General features: G+C 40.3%; 12 protein-coding genes and 2 tRNA genes. 7 read left to right on the forward strand and 7 right to left on the reverse strand.

All coding sequences use genetic code 11. The features are described from left to right. Positions 1 to 120: 120 nt before the first annotated feature. Positions 121 to 194 (reverse strand) — tRNA-Asp (locus HCG49_RS02065). Positions 195 to 419: 225 nt separating this feature from the next. Between HCG49_RS02065 and HCG49_RS02070 the strand changes: the two genes are divergently transcribed. Next, positions 420 to 620, forward strand: coding sequence for a transposase (locus HCG49_RS02070; protein WP_168467909.1), 201 nt, complete (start codon positions 420 to 422; stop codon positions 618 to 620). 232 nt (positions 621 to 852) lie between these two features. Here HCG49_RS02070 and HCG49_RS02075 read toward each other — a convergent pair. The 4 genes from HCG49_RS02075 to dnaE form a co-directional block, all read right to left on the reverse strand. Then, a tRNA-Asp gene (locus tag HCG49_RS02075) sits at positions 853 to 926 on the reverse strand. A 74-nt stretch (positions 927 to 1000) separates the two neighbouring features. Further along, positions 1001 to 1930 carry a DUF58 domain-containing protein gene (locus HCG49_RS02080; protein ID WP_168467910.1) on the reverse strand — a complete coding sequence of 310 codons (930 nt, stop codon included), beginning with the start codon at positions 1928 to 1930 and terminating at the stop codon, positions 1001 to 1003. A 134-nt stretch (positions 1931 to 2064) separates the two neighbouring features. Beyond that, positions 2065 to 2382, reverse strand: coding sequence for a thioredoxin (gene trxA, locus HCG49_RS02085; protein WP_072765368.1), 318 nt, complete (start codon positions 2380 to 2382; stop codon positions 2065 to 2067). Between the two features lie 172 nt (positions 2383 to 2554). Next, positions 2555 to 6940, reverse strand: coding sequence for a DNA polymerase III subunit alpha (gene dnaE / locus HCG49_RS02090; RefSeq protein ID WP_168467911.1), 4386 nt, complete (start codon positions 6938 to 6940; stop codon positions 2555 to 2557). 233 nt (positions 6941 to 7173) lie between these two features. On the opposite strand from dnaE, the gene HCG49_RS02095 reads away from it, so the two are divergent. From HCG49_RS02095 to HCG49_RS02115, 5 genes are all read left to right on the forward strand, one after another. Beyond that, positions 7174 to 7689: a 30S ribosomal protein S16 gene (locus HCG49_RS02095; protein ID WP_168467912.1), complete on the forward strand. Its 516-nt coding sequence runs from the start codon at positions 7174 to 7176 to the stop codon at positions 7687 to 7689. Positions 7690 to 7701: 12 nt separating this feature from the next. Further along, complete coding sequence (gene rimM, locus HCG49_RS02100) at positions 7702 to 8229, forward strand: ribosome maturation factor RimM (RefSeq protein WP_168467913.1); 528 nt, start codon at positions 7702 to 7704, stop codon at positions 8227 to 8229. Between the two features lie 214 nt (positions 8230 to 8443). Continuing rightward, complete coding sequence (locus HCG49_RS02105; RefSeq protein WP_168467914.1) at positions 8444 to 9871, forward strand: sulfatase; 1428 nt, start codon at positions 8444 to 8446, stop codon at positions 9869 to 9871. Positions 9872 to 10012: 141 nt separating this feature from the next. After that, positions 10013 to 10726 (forward strand): tRNA1(Val) (adenine(37)-N6)-methyltransferase, encoded by a 714-nt coding sequence (locus tag HCG49_RS02110; RefSeq protein ID WP_168467915.1) that lies wholly within the window; start codon positions 10013 to 10015, stop codon positions 10724 to 10726. A 67-nt stretch (positions 10727 to 10793) separates the two neighbouring features. Beyond that, positions 10794 to 11972, forward strand: a complete 1179-nt coding sequence (locus HCG49_RS02115; RefSeq protein WP_168467916.1) for an acyl-CoA dehydrogenase family protein — start codon at positions 10794 to 10796, stop codon at positions 11970 to 11972. A 3-nt stretch (positions 11973 to 11975) separates the two neighbouring features. Here HCG49_RS02115 and HCG49_RS02120 read toward each other — a convergent pair whose 3' ends face one another. Further along, positions 11976 to 14021 (reverse strand): response regulator, encoded by a 2046-nt coding sequence (locus HCG49_RS02120; protein ID WP_168467917.1) that lies wholly within the window; start codon positions 14019 to 14021, stop codon positions 11976 to 11978. Positions 14022 to 14569: 548 nt separating this feature from the next. Between HCG49_RS02120 and HCG49_RS02125 the strand changes: the two genes are divergently transcribed. Beyond that, entirely contained in the window at positions 14570 to 14992 is a 423-nt protein-coding gene (locus HCG49_RS02125) for a TerB family tellurite resistance protein (protein ID WP_168467918.1), read from the forward strand. Between the two features lie 48 nt (positions 14993 to 15040). On the opposite strand, the gene fbp is transcribed toward HCG49_RS02125, so the two are convergent. Further along, positions 15041 to 16048 (reverse strand): class 1 fructose-bisphosphatase, encoded by a 1008-nt coding sequence (gene fbp, locus HCG49_RS02130; RefSeq protein ID WP_168468041.1) that lies wholly within the window; start codon positions 16046 to 16048, stop codon positions 15041 to 15043. Between the last annotated feature and the right edge of the window lie 79 nt (positions 16049 to 16127).

A 16127-nucleotide genomic window follows, 5' to 3' on the forward strand; every position in this document is an offset into this window, starting at 1 on the left:
TTATAATGCTAGTCGTTAAGAAAGAGCAGATTAACGATACTACTGGTGTTGATGTTAGGTATCAAAACCATTAAAATCAAAAAAGCCCTCAACTTTCGTTGAAGGCTTTTAATTTGCTAGCGGTCCGGACGGGACTCGAACCCGCGACCCCCTGCGTGACAGGCAGGTATTCTAACCAACTGAACTACCGAACCGTTGCGCTTAGCGAGTGCAAATATAAGACGCTTTTTCGATTATGACACGCTTTTTTAAAAAAAATTTTAATATTTTTTTTGGATATCAGAACCTCAGCTACTTATCCTAAAAAAGAAACTTTCTAAGATCGTAAAATCCATTGTCAGAAAAGTAAAAATATAGAATTCTTCCTATTTAGACTCTCGAATATTTTTGACTAAACCCAAAATCCCACAACTTTTGACTTGATCCGCTTTAAGAGCTTCCAAACTGTAGCCAACAGGATTAGTATTAATTACAGGTCAATCCTAAATTATTTTATCAATAGGAGCACCAACGCATCGGCAGAATCCTTCAACGCCAAGATCAAGGCATTTAGGGCACAGTTCAGAGGCGTGAAAAATGTAGAATTCCTTTTTTATAGATTAACCACAATTTTTGCATAAATACAACAATTGGTCTTGATCCTTGAAAAAGCGTTAGCTATTGCAGCGGCATCCTTTTTTAGAGGGCCAGGGGACCTTTAAAAAAGATACAGCGGAAAGAGCGACCCGATAGGGGAACGCCATTATATACATGGATTTTTAAAACCTCAGCATTTGTAAAGGATGCCACCACTCCAAAACAGCTAAAATCAAAAAAGCCCTCAACTTTCGTTGAAGGCTTTTAATTTGCTAGCGGTCCGGACGGGACTCGAACCCGCGACCCCCTGCGTGACAGGCAGGTATTCTAACCAACTGAACTACCGAACCGTTGCGCTTAGCGAGTGCAAATATAAGACGCTTTTTCAATTAGACAAACATTTTTAGAATTTATTTTATCACTTTTACTTAAAATTATTGCGCTCTATTAAATAGGTATTCATAACCTTCACAAAATCAGCATTTATATCCGTTTCCACATATTTTATTTTATACTGCGCACATTTTAATTTTAAGGCATTAAAATAGGCCTCAAGTTTATTTTGATAATTTTCCTTTACATCATCGGCATATAAATCGATGAAATTTCCGCTTTCTACATCTAAAAACCGCTTGGGAGTATTCTCAAAATTAAAGTGATATTCCTTTTCCTTATCCATCAAATGAAATAATACCACCTGGTGCTTATTATATTTTAAGTGCCGCAAGGCATCGAACAACTTATCTTCGTCCTTGGAAGATTGCAGCATATCTGTGAACAAGATCACTAAACTTCTTCGCTTTATCTTTTCTGCAATTTGATGTAAATAGGTATAGGTATCGGTCTCCTTGGGCGGAGCGGTATCCGTGCTGACTTCCGACAATTTTGCCAAAAGCATCTGATGGTGCCTTTCACTACTCTTTTCCGAGGCGTAATAATGGTAGCTATCAGAGTATATACTTAGCCCTATAGCGTCTCTTTGTTTTTTTAAAATATTCATTAAAACAGCAATGGCCAATACCCCGAATCCGATCTTATTAAGGTTTTGAAGATTTAGATTCTTTTGCTGCGGATAATACATGGAAGCAGAATTGTCCAATATCATATGACAACGAAGATTGGTCTCTTCTTCATAACGCTTGGTGTACAATTTATCTGTTTTAGCATACAGCTTCCAATCTATGTGCTTGGTACTCTCGCCCACATTATAGATTTTATGCTCTGCAAATTCGGCAGAAAACCCATGAAATGGACTTTTATGAATCCCACTGACAAACCCCTCTACCACCTGATTGGCCAAAAACTCTAAATTCTGGAACAAATGGGCCTTATGTAATTCCGATTGTATGTTCATAATGCAATTAAAGGTTAAAAGATACCGAATTTAACTGCCTTTTGCAATAGGATCCCCTAGATAGAATACCTGAAAACAGGGCACAAAAAAAGGCCCAACTTGCGTTGAGCCTTCAATACTATAAAAAAAGATTATTACAACAATGCGTCAATGGCATCGGTATATACCTTCTTTGGAGAAACACCAACTTGTCTGTTAACGATTTCACCATTTTTAAATACCAATACAGTAGGTATGTTTCTAACCCCGTATTTTGCTGCAAATTCTTGGTTGGCATCAACATCTACCTTACCAACAACAGCCTTTCCGTCATATTCTGAACTTACTTCATCGATGATCGGACCTACCATTCTACAAGGACCACACCATGCTGCCCAAAAATCTACCACTACTGGTTTGTCACTTTTTAAAACTACCTCATCAAAAGTAGCATCTGTTATTTCTAATGCCATGTTTCGTTTATTTAAATATTATACAAATTTAGACAATTATTTTCCCTTTTCCTTACAAACATAACATTCCTTTTATCTATCGTTAGATCGATAAACTTTATGATTGCTTCTAAAAAAAAGTCCCCTATTGCTCCTTTTAACTGCAGGCAAACAATCGGACTTCAAAATACACTTAATTTAATTTATAATGAACATCTTTTTCATTTAATTGTAGCAGCAGTTCACTGGAGATATGGATTTTCTGTTTTCTACAACTTAAATTCACCTTGATTTTCTCCTCCATTTCATACACTATAAAGCTCAAGGGATGGCTACCTTGGTTGGCATCCATAATATTTTTAAGATCCCTTACCCCCTCTTCTTTTAGCTGGTTAATATCTATTTTAATGGTCAGTTTCTTAGCATAGGTTTCCATGATATCCTGCAACATCATCACGGTATTGAACTGCATTCTAGGCTCTCCTTTTTTCCCGGTATCCCTATTCATCCATCCTTCTTTTATAAACACTTTAAAATACACAAAAGAATTGATCGTTAAAAAGTGTCTAAAACGCAGGTATTCTTCTCCGAACATCCTAAACTCGAGCGAATCTGTATAATCTTCCACGATAAAGGACGCCCAACCCTTTCCGTTTTTGGAGACCCTATGTTGTACATCGCTAATAACCCCGGCAAAACTGAGCTCTCGTCCTACATGTTCTTCCATATTGGCTACTGCAGTGATATTGGCGTTACAAAAGGCTTTGATTTCTGTTTTAAAATCATCCAGGGGATGTCCGGAAATATAAATTCCGACCACTTCCTTTTCACGGCGCAATTTCCCCATAGTACCCCATTCTTCTGCAGGAGGTATTACAGGTTCGGGTATCTGAACATCGCTGCTATCGCCAAACAAACTCACTTGGGAAGAGTTTTCGTTCTCCTGGTATTTTGACCCGTATTTCATGATCTTTTCCAAGAAGGTCACCCCATCTCCCTCATCGTGGAAATATTGTGCACGGTGGGCGTCTCCAAAAGAATCGAAGCCACCGGCCAAGGCTAAATTCTCGAATGCTTTTTTATTGGCCGCCCTTAAATCTATTCGCTTGGCCATATCGAAAACCGACTTGTAGTGTCCGTCTTTTTCCCGATTGGCCACAATGGTTTCTACGGCGCCTCGCCCCACTCCTTTTACAGCCCCCATTCCAAAACGAACGGCACCTTCATTATTAACGGCAAACTTATAAAAGGATTCATTTACATCGGGGCCCAACACTTCCAAGCCCATCCGCTTACATTCTTCCATAAAGAAGGTCACCTGCTTTATGTCGTTCATGTTGTTCGATAATACCGCCGCCATATATTCTGCGGGGTAATGCGCTTTTAAATAGGCTGTCTGATAGGCGATCCAAGCATAACAGGTAGAGTGCGACTTGTTAAAGGCGTAGGAAGCAAAAGCCTCCCAGTCTTTCCATATCTTCTCTAATTTTACGGCATCATGGCCTTTAGCGCTTGCCTGATCAATGAATTTAGGCTTCATTTTATCGAGCACGGCAATCTGTTTTTTACCCATTGCCTTACGAAGAACATCGGCCTCACCCTTGGTAAAATCGGCCAGCTTTTGGGACAATAACATCACCTGCTCCTGATAGACCGTAATTCCATAGGTTTCCTTTAGGTACTCCTCCATGGCGGGCAAATCGTATTCTATCTCCTCGCCCCCATGCTTTCTGCGTACGAAACTGGGAATATATTCCATGGGCCCTGGTCTATACAGGGCGTTCATCGCAATAAGGTCATCGAACACCGTAGGCTTTAAATCCTTCATGTGTTTTTGCATCCCGGGCGATTCGTACTGAAACACCCCTACAGTCTCTCCTCGCTGGAAAAGCTCATAGGTTTTGACATCATCGAGGGGGAAATTTTCAGGATCTAAAAGAATACCATGCTTGGCCTTTACAATCTTTACGGTATCCTTAATAAGGGTCAGTGTTTTTAACCCCAAGAAATCCATTTTTAGCAGGCCCGCATCTTCTACCACCGAGTTGTCAAACTGGGTCACATACAGGTCCGAATCTTTCGCCAAGGCTACCGGTACGAATTTGGTAATGTCATCTGGAGTAATAATCACCCCACAGGCATGTATCCCCGTGTTCCGCACCGACCCTTCTAGTCGCCTCGCTAGGTTAAGGGTATCTGCCTCCAAGTTATTTCCGTCGGCAAGACTAATAAGTTCGTTTACCTTTTCTAATTCTTCGGCCCTAAATTTTTCCTTTAACCCTTTATCGTCCAAACCAAAAATCTTGTTCAGTTTGGACATGTTTGGGATCAGCTTGGCAATCCTATCGGCGTCAAAAAGGGGCAAATCGAGTACACGGGCGGTATCTCTAATCGAAGATTTCGCCGCCATGGTCCCATAGGTAATAATTTGTGCTACCTGATTGCTTCCGTATTTCTTAATTACGTAATCCATCACACGACCACGCCCTTCATCATCAAAATCGATATCAATATCGGGCATACTCACACGATCCGGATTCAGGAAACGCTCAAAAAGCAAATTGTACTTAATGGGGTCTATATTGGTAATCCATAAACAATAGGCTACTACCGACCCTGCTGCCGACCCACGGCCCGGGCCTACAGAAACATCCATTTTCCGAGCTTCCCGAATAAAATCCTCTACAATAAGGAAATAACCAGGATACCCAGTGTTTTCAATAACATCGAGTTCAAAATCTAATCGCTCCGCAATATCCGGGGTAATTTCGCCGTAGCGGATTTTTGCCCCTTTATAGGTGATGTGACGTAAAAAAGCATTCTCTCCCCTTTTGCCGCCATCAACCTCATCTTCGGGGTGTTGAAATTCTTCTGGAATATCGAATTTTGGCAATAGTACGTCCCTGGCCAATTCATAGGTTTCTATCTTACCTATTACTTCTTGAATATTACTAATCGCTTCTGGAATATCCTTAAAAAGGGATTTCATTTCCTCGGAACTCTTAAAGTAATATTCTTGGTTAGGCATCCCATAACGATATCCTCTCCCTCGCCCTATTGGGGTACTTTGTTTTTCGCCATCCCTGACACAGAGTAAAATATCGTGGGCATTGGCATCTTTCTTATCTACATAATAGGTATTATTGGTCGCTACCAATTTTACTTGGTGTTTTTGGGCCAGGCTAACGAGTACGGGGTTTACCCTATTCTCATCTTCTTGGTTGTGCCGCATTATTTCTACGTACAAGTCCTCTCCAAACTGCTCCTTCCACCACAGCAGGGCTTCCTCGGCCTGGTTTTCGCCAACATTTAAAACCTTACTGGGTACTTCTCCATATAAGTTTCCCGTCAGTACAATCAGGTCTTCCTTATATTGTTCTATTATTTTTTTATCTATCCTGGGCACATAGTAAAAGCCTTCGGTAAATGCCGAAGACGATAATTTCGCCAGGTTGTGATAGCCGTTTTTATTTTTTGCCAACAGGACAATTTGATAGCCGTTATCTTTCCTGCTTTTGTCCAATCGGTCTTCGCACACAAAAAATTCACAGCCTACAATCGGCGTCATTTCATTTTTTTTGGGCTCTTTTCCGTCCGCTATAGCGGCCTCGTTCTCTGCCTGTACTCCTTTGTTATAATTTATCACTGCCCTTACAAAGTGAAAGGCCCCCATCATATTGGCATGATCGGTGAGGGCAACGGCCGGCATATTATCTTTCCCTGCCGCATTCACCAGATCGGAGATACTAATAGTAGATTGTAAAACCGAGAATTGGGAATGATTGTGCAAATGGGCAAATTGTGTTTCTTTTAAGGTTTTTAAATTCTCCCGAATTTCTTCCTTTGACGGCTCTTCCGTATCCTGTGCCCACAGTCTATCGGCTATTTTTTTGGAAGCCTTTTTTAGGTTGATGTGCTTTAGCCCAATTAATTCTATCTCTTTCGGATTGGCCTCGGAGAAATTTTTGAAATAATCTGGCTGAACATCTAACTGTTCTATTGTATATTCTTTTCTACGGATCAATTCTAAAAAACAACGCGTGGTTGCTTCTACATCTGCCGTAGCATTATGTGCTTCCCCAAAGGGTTCTCCAAATAAAAACTGATGCAATTCGGTCAGCGTCGGGAGCTTAAACTTCCCTCCCCTACCTCCAGGAATCTGACATAACTGAGCAGTATGCTCGGTACAGGTATCCAGTACTGGTAGGTCGTGCAGTGAATTCGCCACCTGGAACCGGTGGAATTCGGCCCCCATGATATTAAGGTCAAAGCCAACATTTTGTCCTACGACAAATTTAGACTTGGAAAGCGCTACATTAAATTTCTCCAACACTTCTGCCATGGGCACCCCTTGCTCCTTGGCCAATTCCGTAGAAATACCGTGGATTTTCTCCGCATCATAGGGAATATTAAACCCCTCGGGCTGTACCAAATAATCTTGGCTTTCGACCAAATTCCCCATCGCATCGTGCAATTGCCACGCAATCTGTATACATCTAGGCCAATTGTCCGTATCGGTATAAGGAGCATCCCAGCGTTTAGGCAGTCCGGTAGTTTCTGTATCGAATATTAAGTACATAAAAAAATCTGAGGAGTTATAAAGCGCGATAAAATTACAAAATAGCAAGCATACTAAAAACCGCAATCGGCAAGAGCAGTTGTTTTCAAGGAAATTCTTTTATATTTTTAAAAATAAATTGCGGCATAACAGAAATAACGTATATTTGCACCCGCTTAAGAAGTTTCTTTTTAGGCCGAGAACCAAAATAAAATTAATAATCAAGGGTCGGGCACCCTACAAATTAATGTGATATGCCAGTTAGAATTAGATTACAAAGACACGGAAAAAAAGGAAAACCTTTCTATTGGGTAGTAGCTGCGGATTCTCGCGCTAAAAGAGATGGTAAATTCTTAGAGAAATTAGGAATATACAATCCTAACACGAACCCTGCAACTATTGAACTAGATGTTGATAGCTCTGTAAAATGGTTACAAAACGGTGCACAACCTTCTGATACTGCCAAAAGAATTCTTTCATACAAAGGAGCTCTTTTGAAACTTCATTTATTAGGTGGTGTTCGTAAAGGTGCTTTAACTTTAGAGCAAGTTGACGAAAAATTCAACGCTTGGTTAGAAGAGAAAGCAGCTAGCATCAATGCTAAAGTAAGCGGTTTGGAAAAAGCTACTTCAGATGCTAAAGCAAAAGCTTTAGAGGCTGAGAAAGCTGTTAGTAACAAACGTTTAGCAGAAGCAGCAGCCGCTGCAGCAGCAGCAACAGCTGAACAAGCTGCCGATGCCGCTACTGAGGAAACTACAGAAACAGAGTAATTTTTTGAGACGATGACAAAGGAAGAATGTTTCTACCTCGGAAAAATCGTTTCAAAACATAGCTTTAAGGGCGAGGTTCTAATTAAATTAGATACCGACGAACCCGAATTATACGAAAAATTGGAATCAGTATTTGTTTCTCTTGGAAACAATCTGGTTCCATTTTTTATTGAAAAAAGCCGCCTTCACAAATCTACCCTGCTTAGAGTGCGATTTGAAGAGGTTGCCAATGAATCGGATGCCGATAAGGTTATGGGCTCCGAAATTTACCTTCCCCTATCTTTCTTGCCTAAACTTAAAGGCAATAAATTCTACTATCACGAAATCATTGGCTACACAATGCACGATAGTGTCCATGGAGATATCGGAACTATACAAAGTATTAACGATACCACTTCTCAAGCCCTATTTGAAGTATTAAAAGACGATAAGGAACTTTTGATTCCGGTTCGTGACGAAATTATCACCAAAGTAGATAGAGAAAACCAAACTATTTTTGTTACCACTCCAGAAGGACTGGTAGAATTGTATTTGGATTAAGCCTAGCCTTTTTCTCCATTCCCAAACATTTGGCATTTAGCGCTTATTTAGTTAGTTCTAACCAAATAGCAACATCAACACCTGCTATTTCCTATATAAAAAACACCCCCTAAAGGATAAAATGTTTTTTGTTTCCCTAAGACAATACTCATTGAGTACAAATTATTTATTTTAGCTTTAACAGATAAACCGACACCGTCCAAAAGCAAAATTTATGATCAGGTATTTTTCATTATTCGCATTAGCATTGGTATTTTTTTCTTGTAAGGAGGCAAAAAAAGAAGCTACTAAAAACACACCTCCTAATGTCATCCTTATCTTCACTGATGACCAAGGATATCAAGATGTAGGTGCTTTTGGCGCTACCGATATAGAAACTCCCCATTTAGACAATATGGCCAAGGAAGGAGTTATTTTAAGCAGTTTTTATGCAGCACAAGCCGTTTGCTCGGCCTCTAGAGCAGGAATATTGACCGGTTGCTATCCTAATAGAATAGGGATTCACAATGCCTTTATGCCCAATGCCACCACAGGCTTGAACCATCAAGAAACTACTATTGCCGAGATGCTAAAAGCGAAAGGATACCATACGGCCATGTACGGAAAATGGCATTTGGGCGACCATCCCAAATTTATGCCAAACCAACATGGATTTGACGACTATTTTGGCATCCCCTACTCTAACGACATGTGGCCTTTACATCCCCAACAAGGTCCTATTTTTAATTTTGATCCCTTACCGCTTTACGAAAACGAAAAAGTCATAGATACCCTAACAGACCAATCGGACTTAACCACCCAAATAACAGAAAGAAGTGTCGCCTTTATAAAAAAGCAAAAAGACAATCCCTTTTTCCTTTACGTTGCCCATCCGCAGCCCCATGTCCCACTCTATGTATCGGACAAGTTTAAAGGAAAATCTAAAAGAGGACTCTACGGCGATGTGATCATGGAAATTGACTGGTCTGTGGGCGAGATTTTAAAAACTTTAAAAGAAAACAATCTGGAAGAAAATACCATCGTTATTTTCACTTCCGATAACGGCCCTTGGCTAGCCTATGGCAACCATGCCGGTAGCGCACTCCCCTTTAGGGAAGGAAAAGGAACGGCTTGGGAAGGCGGGCAACGAGAACCCTTTATCATGAAATACCCCAACAAAATAAAAGCGGGAAGTGTCATAGATAGCCCCGTCATGGCCATAGACATACTGCCCACTATAGCCGAAATTACCGGTGCATCACTCCCTACCTTGCCGATTGACGGAAAAAGTGCTTGGCCACTATTAAGCGGCGCTTCCAAGGAGAGCCCACAAGAAGCTTATTTCTTTTATTACCGTGTCAACGAACTTTTTGGGGTCCGCTATGGCCCTTGGAAATTGTACTTCCCACATACCTACCGCACCATGGAAGGACAGCCACAGGGAAAAGACGGGCTCCCTGGAGAATACAAAATGATAGCGATGGAAGAGGTTGAACTCTATAACCTACATACAGATAAAAGCGAAACCACCAATGTTGCGGCAGAGCATCCAGAAGTAGTCCAAAAAATCAAACAATTAGCCAATGCTATGCGCCATAAACTGGGAGACTCCCTGATTGAATTAGAGGGGACCGAAACCCGACAACCTGGAAGGGTGGACTAATGTTTTAGACCGTCCTTTGATGGTCGAAACCTAGGCGGCACACTATTAAGGTTGTACCAATCAACAACCAACCGCGCCCAAGAACGAACGACGCCCGACGGGGCCTCCATGGTTTATTTGACCATTATTACTAAAAATTCTATGAAAAAACCTTTTAAATTCAAACAGTTCAGTATTCACCAAGACCAATGCGCCATGAAAATTGGTACCGACGGGGTATTATTAGGCGCTTGGGCTTCCGTTGCAGAAGATCCTTATGCCATTCTAGACATAGGGGCCGGAACCGGCTTAATCGCTTTAATGCTCGCACAAAGGGCAAACGCCAGTACCATAGATGCTATTGAAATAGACGAAAAAGCCTATGAACAATGTGTAGAGAATTTTGAGTCGTCACCTTGGGGCGATCTCCTTTTTTGTTACCATGCAGGTTTGGACGAATTTGTAGATGAAATTGAAGAACAATACGAACTGATTGTCTCCAATCCGCCCTTTTACACAGAAGAGGTCAGTAGCGGAAACACCTCCCGTGACATGGCCAGACAAAACCAGTCCTTGCCTTTTGAGGAACTGCTAGACGGTGCATCGCGCCTACTAACGGATCAAGGTCTTTTTGCTACTATTATTCCACACAAGGAAGAAGTCGCCTTTTTAAAAATAGCCGCTAGCTACAACCTTTTTCCTAAGCGAATTACCCATGTAAAGGGGAGTCCGACTTCCGAAATAAAACGCAGCTTACTAGAACTCCACTTTCAGGAATCGCAACCGACAATAGACAGCCTGACCATAGAATTGGAACGCCATCAGTATACCCAGGAATACATTGATCTGACCAGAGAGTTTTATTTAAAAATGTAATTCGCCGTATTGGATTGTTGTTATCCTTGGCGTATCTTTAAATTAAATTCCATAAAAAACCACCAGCATGCGACCCGATTTATTTGAAGCCCCCGATTACTACAACATAGACGATTTATTATCCGAAGAACATAAATTGGTGCGCGATGCAGCCCGCCAATGGGTAAAACGCGACATTTCGCCTATTATTGAAGACTATGCCCAACGGGCCGAGTTTCCAAAGCAAATCATTGGCGGCTTAGCAGACATCGGGGCGTTTGGTCCTTATATTCCTGCTAGCTACGGAGGCGCTGGCCTGGACCAGATCAGCTACGGTCTTATCATGCAGGAAATAGAACGCGGAGACAGCGGAGTACGCTCTACGGCTTCTGTACAGTCGTCATTGGTCATGTATCCTATTTATGCCTATGGCAACGAAAACCAGCGCAAAAAATACTTGCCCAAATTAGCTTCCGGGGAACTTATGGGGTGTTTTGGGCTGACAGAACCCAACCACGGATCTAATCCGAGCGGTATGGAAACAAAATTTAAGGATATGGGCGACCATTACCTGTTAAACGGCGCCAAATTATGGATATCCAATGCCCCTTTTGCCGACATTGCCATTGTTTGGGCGAAGAATGAGGTAGGCCGTATCCATGGTCTTATTGTAGAACGGGGAATGCCCGGATTTTCTACTCCGGAGACACACCACAAATGGTCATTGCGAGCCTCGGCGACCGGGGAATTAATTTTTGACAATGTCAAAGTCCCTAAAGAAAACCTCTTGGAAGGAAAAAATGGATTGGGAGCTCCTTTGGGATGTTTAGATTCTGCCCGTTATGGGATTGCCTGGGGGGCCATCGGGGCCGCCATGGACTGTTATGATACCGCCTTGCGATACGCCAAAGAACGGATTCAGTTTGGAAAACCTATAGCGGCGACGCAATTACAACAAAAAAAATTGGCTGAAATGCTTACCGAGATCACCAAGGCACAACTATTGGCCTTGCGCCTAGGACAACTAAAGAACCAAGGTAAGGCCAGCAGCGCACAAATTTCCATGGCCAAGCGCAACAATGTTGCCATGGCCCTGAACATAGCCCGAGAAGCCAGACAGGTATTGGGTGCCATGGGAATTACAGGGGACTATAGCATCATGCGCCATATGATGAATCTAGAGAGCGTTATTACCTACGAAGGAACACACGACATTCATTTATTGATCACAGGGGCCGATATCACAGGATTCGCCGCCTTTGAATAAGCATCAGCTAAACTTTAAAAGATGCCTTGATAAATTTTCCCTTAATTTATCAAAGGTGATCGGTTTGGTAAAATAATCGTTCATACCAACCCCCAATGCCCTATCAATGGCCTCTTTGGTAACATCGGCAGAAAAACCGATAATGATAACATCGGTATTAAATTTTCTGATTTCAACAGTAGCTTCAAAACCATCCATAAGAGGCATGTGCACATCCATAAAAACCAAATCGAAGGTATTATCTTTTAACATTTCCAAAGCACGTTCCCCATTGGATACCGATGCTGCCTGAATTCCAAATTTCTCCAAGGTCTTCTTTAAGACAATTACATTGATATGATTGTCGTCTACAATTAAAATTTTACAACCGCTAAAATCGGTAATTACTGATGGCATGCTCGTATCTTTAGGTTTGTTTTCCGCTAAAGGAAAAGTGACGTCTATTATAAATTCTGTACCAACGCCTAAGGTACTACTAACATTAATATTTCCTTTAAAAAGGGCTATTAACTGATAAGAAATATAAAGCCCAAGGCCGCCGCCTTCGTGTCTTTTGGCCTTCCCAGAGTCAATTTGCATAAACCGATCAAATATAGTGTGCAATTTTTCTTTGGGAATTCCAATTCCGGTATCCTTAATCACTATTTCTATCGCCAATCCTTCAGGCACGATACTTTCATGGTAGGACACCGTAATTCCCCCTTTTTCGGTAAATTTTAAGGCGTTCCTTAAAAGATTTGTCAGGATTTGACCAAATTTCCCCACATCGCCATTAACAAATTGATTGGAATTAATCAGACTGTCTATTTCAAGGTAAAGACCTTTTTGTTCCGTACTGGGTTTATAGATACTGACAATGCTTTTTACTTCTTCCGAAGGCGAAAAAACATCGTTCTTAAAGGTACTTTTTCCAGATTCTATCTTTTCTATTTCTAAAATATCGTCTACCAAAAGTATCAGTTTTCTAGAAGAGATATCCATTAAAAGTAAATACTCTTTTAATTTAGCATCTATTTCTGATATTTTTAGAATTTCTATAAAGCCTAGGATAGCATTTAAGGGCGTTCTGATTTCATGACTCATATTGGCAATAAATTCTGACTTTGCCAAGGAAGCTTTTTTAGCGATTAGCTTTTCATTTGTCAGCGAAGTATTTAGTTCTTGTAACTTTAGATAAGCCTTCCTAAACCGCATATTTTCCTTTTTTGCCCTTCTGTAAAAATACACCAACGAACTACTGAGCAAGGACAAAACAATACCAAAGACCAAAAACACCATCATATTCCATTTTCGTTCTTCAAAAGGAGTTACCCCTGCCGGCATAAAGGAATACGTCCATTCTTGTCCGTCAAGATCGTCGACAGAATAGGTGGTTGTAAACACAAAATCATTATTTATTCGTTCTAGTTCCGGATTGTTGTGCTTATAAAAACTAGTCCCCTTATCGTCCTTAATTTCCACGGCATACATAGGCATATCATACACTAAATTATCAAAGGAATAAGAAAAATCTATTCCGGCAGTAATAGTACCTTGAAACTTATTATCAAAATACACCGGTACATCTACCAAAAATGCCTTGCCGCCCTGTACCAACTCTAGCCATGAAGAAATGTTGATTGAACCATCCTGCACGTGCCCATTCCATTCCTTTATCCTTGGGTGATCCTTTAAACTAAGCCCTAAGACAGACTCATTTCCTTCTAAAGGCACTATATTTTGAATCACCATGGAAGTATCTATCCATTGTATGAATTTAATGGAGCGGTTTTGTCTTAGAATAAGCTTGGCATCTTCCTCCCAATATTGAAAATACTTTCCCTTGGTCATTTCAATACGATTTTTAAGGTCTTCCAAAGAAACCACATTGATTTGCCCCGCCGATACAAACTCTTGAAACCTTAAAAACCCGGCAGTCCGGATTTCATTTTTTAAATGCAATTTTTCTGCATTTTCTGACTTTTTCCATAATACACCTACGACGGTCATTAAAACCAGAAATACCGCTGAGGGAAATAATAACTCCTTTTTCGAAAATTTAAATGACATATACTATTACTAGTTCGGAAATACTTGTGAGGAGACAAATCTATACAATTAAGATTATTTAAATGAAATAAAGGTAATTTGTTATAACCTTAACACACTGCATTCCGACCTGAGTTCTCTTTTTTTCGATCCAATAACATTTTATTGGGATGATATAAGCGATACTTTTAATATAAATTGCCGTAAACATTGGTTATTCTTAAAGAATTACAATACCACCTTCCTTCAAAACAATAACAATATTATAACGGCACCTTACTTATATTATTTCAATTATTATTGCTTACAAAGGAACCTACTCAATAAAAAACAGATCTACATTGAGTTACTATCGTTTTTTATTCCGATCGGTTGAATATAGCCCTCTGCCCCTTCGAAATTTAATGTAAAAACCCTTTTTTGGCCTATAAAAATAATTATTAAGGAAGCAAGAAAACTCCATTAATAATGCTATATTTAAACAAGCATTTAATTAGTTCCCCAACAATGACCGAACCAATTAATTTGACGTAAAAAAAAATACTTTTATTAATTTTAAAATTTAAACTATGTCTATAGTAGATTTATATAGCAGTGGCACTCACCGAAGAAATTTAGCTCATTTTGCGACCATTGCTTCTTTGGCCGCCATTGACGGTGAAGTAAACCCACAGGAACAACAATTATTAGATAGATTCGCCAACAAACTAGATATTACCGAGGAAGAGTATAAGGTAGTTATGGCTTCTGACAACAAATTCCCTATTAATCCACCTTCCAGCGCTGAAGAGCGTTTAGAACGCTTATTCGATTTGTTTAGCATTATTTTTGCCGATCATGAAATTGAAGAAGAAGAGCGTACTTTAATTACAAAATATGCGATTGGATTAGGGTTTAAAGCAGAAAGCGCCAATAAGATTATAGAGCGATCTATAGCTATTTTTAGTGGAAAAATAGATTACGAAGATTATTTAACCCTTATAAAGCGTTAGGATAGCACTACTGTAATAAAAGAAAAAGGAGCAAAACGCTCCTTTTTTTTATTGGTTTTTTTGCATGAACTCCTCGGCCTTTTCGACCATTTTTGAACTCCCACAAAAGAAGGGTACCCGTTGATGCAGTTCTGTAGGCTGTATATCCAAAATAGGCCTAAAGCCGTCACTTGCCTTTCCATTGGCCTGTTCTGCCAAGTATGCCATAGGATTACATTCGTACAACAGCCTTAATTTCCCTTCTGAGGCCACGCTACTTTTTGGATATATGTAGATACCGCCCTTGATCATATTTCTATGGAAATCTGAAACCAAAGAACCAATATACCTAGAGGTATAGGGCCTATCATCTTCTTCCTTTTGACAATATTTGATATAATCTTTTACCCCTTGCGGAAAATGAACATAGTTTCCTTCGTTCACAGAATATATTTTTCCGGTTTGCGGATATTTCATATTGGGATGAGAGAGGTAAAATGTTCCTAAGGCAGGGTTTAGCGTAAAGCCGTTGACCCCGTCGCCCGTAGTATACACCAACATCGTAGAGGTACCGTAGACCACATAACCCGCTGCTATCTGATTTCTTCCTGGTTGTAAAAAATCTTCAATAGTAACCGGGGTGCCAATAGGGCTAATCCTTCTATAAATAGAAAAAATGGTCCCCACAGAAACATTCACATCTATATTGGAAGAACCGTCCAAGGGATCGATCAATACAATATACTTATTCTGGTTTTTCTGGTCACTACTATTCACCTGTATAAAATCGTCTTCTTCCTCCGAGGCAATCCCACAGACAATCTCTCTGTTTTTTAAGGTTTGTATAAATTTTTCATTGGCCAATACATCTAGTTTTTGCTGGTCTTCGCCCTGAATATTGGTATCCCCGGCGGCACCAATAATATCTACAAGCCCGGCTTTGTTCACCTCATGGTTCACTACTTTGGCTGCTAAGCGAATTGCATTGATCAATTTAGAAAGCTCCCCAGACGAATATTGAAAAGAAGCCTGGTTCTCAATAATAAATTCTCCTAGGGTGGTGTTTTTTTTGGTCATCATGTTGGTTTGTTGATATAAGTACAAATATCGGTTAATTTGTTAAACTATGCAGTTTCACTCCTTTTTTGATTTTTTA

It is taken from the genome of Arenibacter sp. 6A1 (assembly GCF_012272855.1).
Lineage (GTDB): Bacteria > Bacteroidota > Bacteroidia > Flavobacteriales > Flavobacteriaceae > Arenibacter.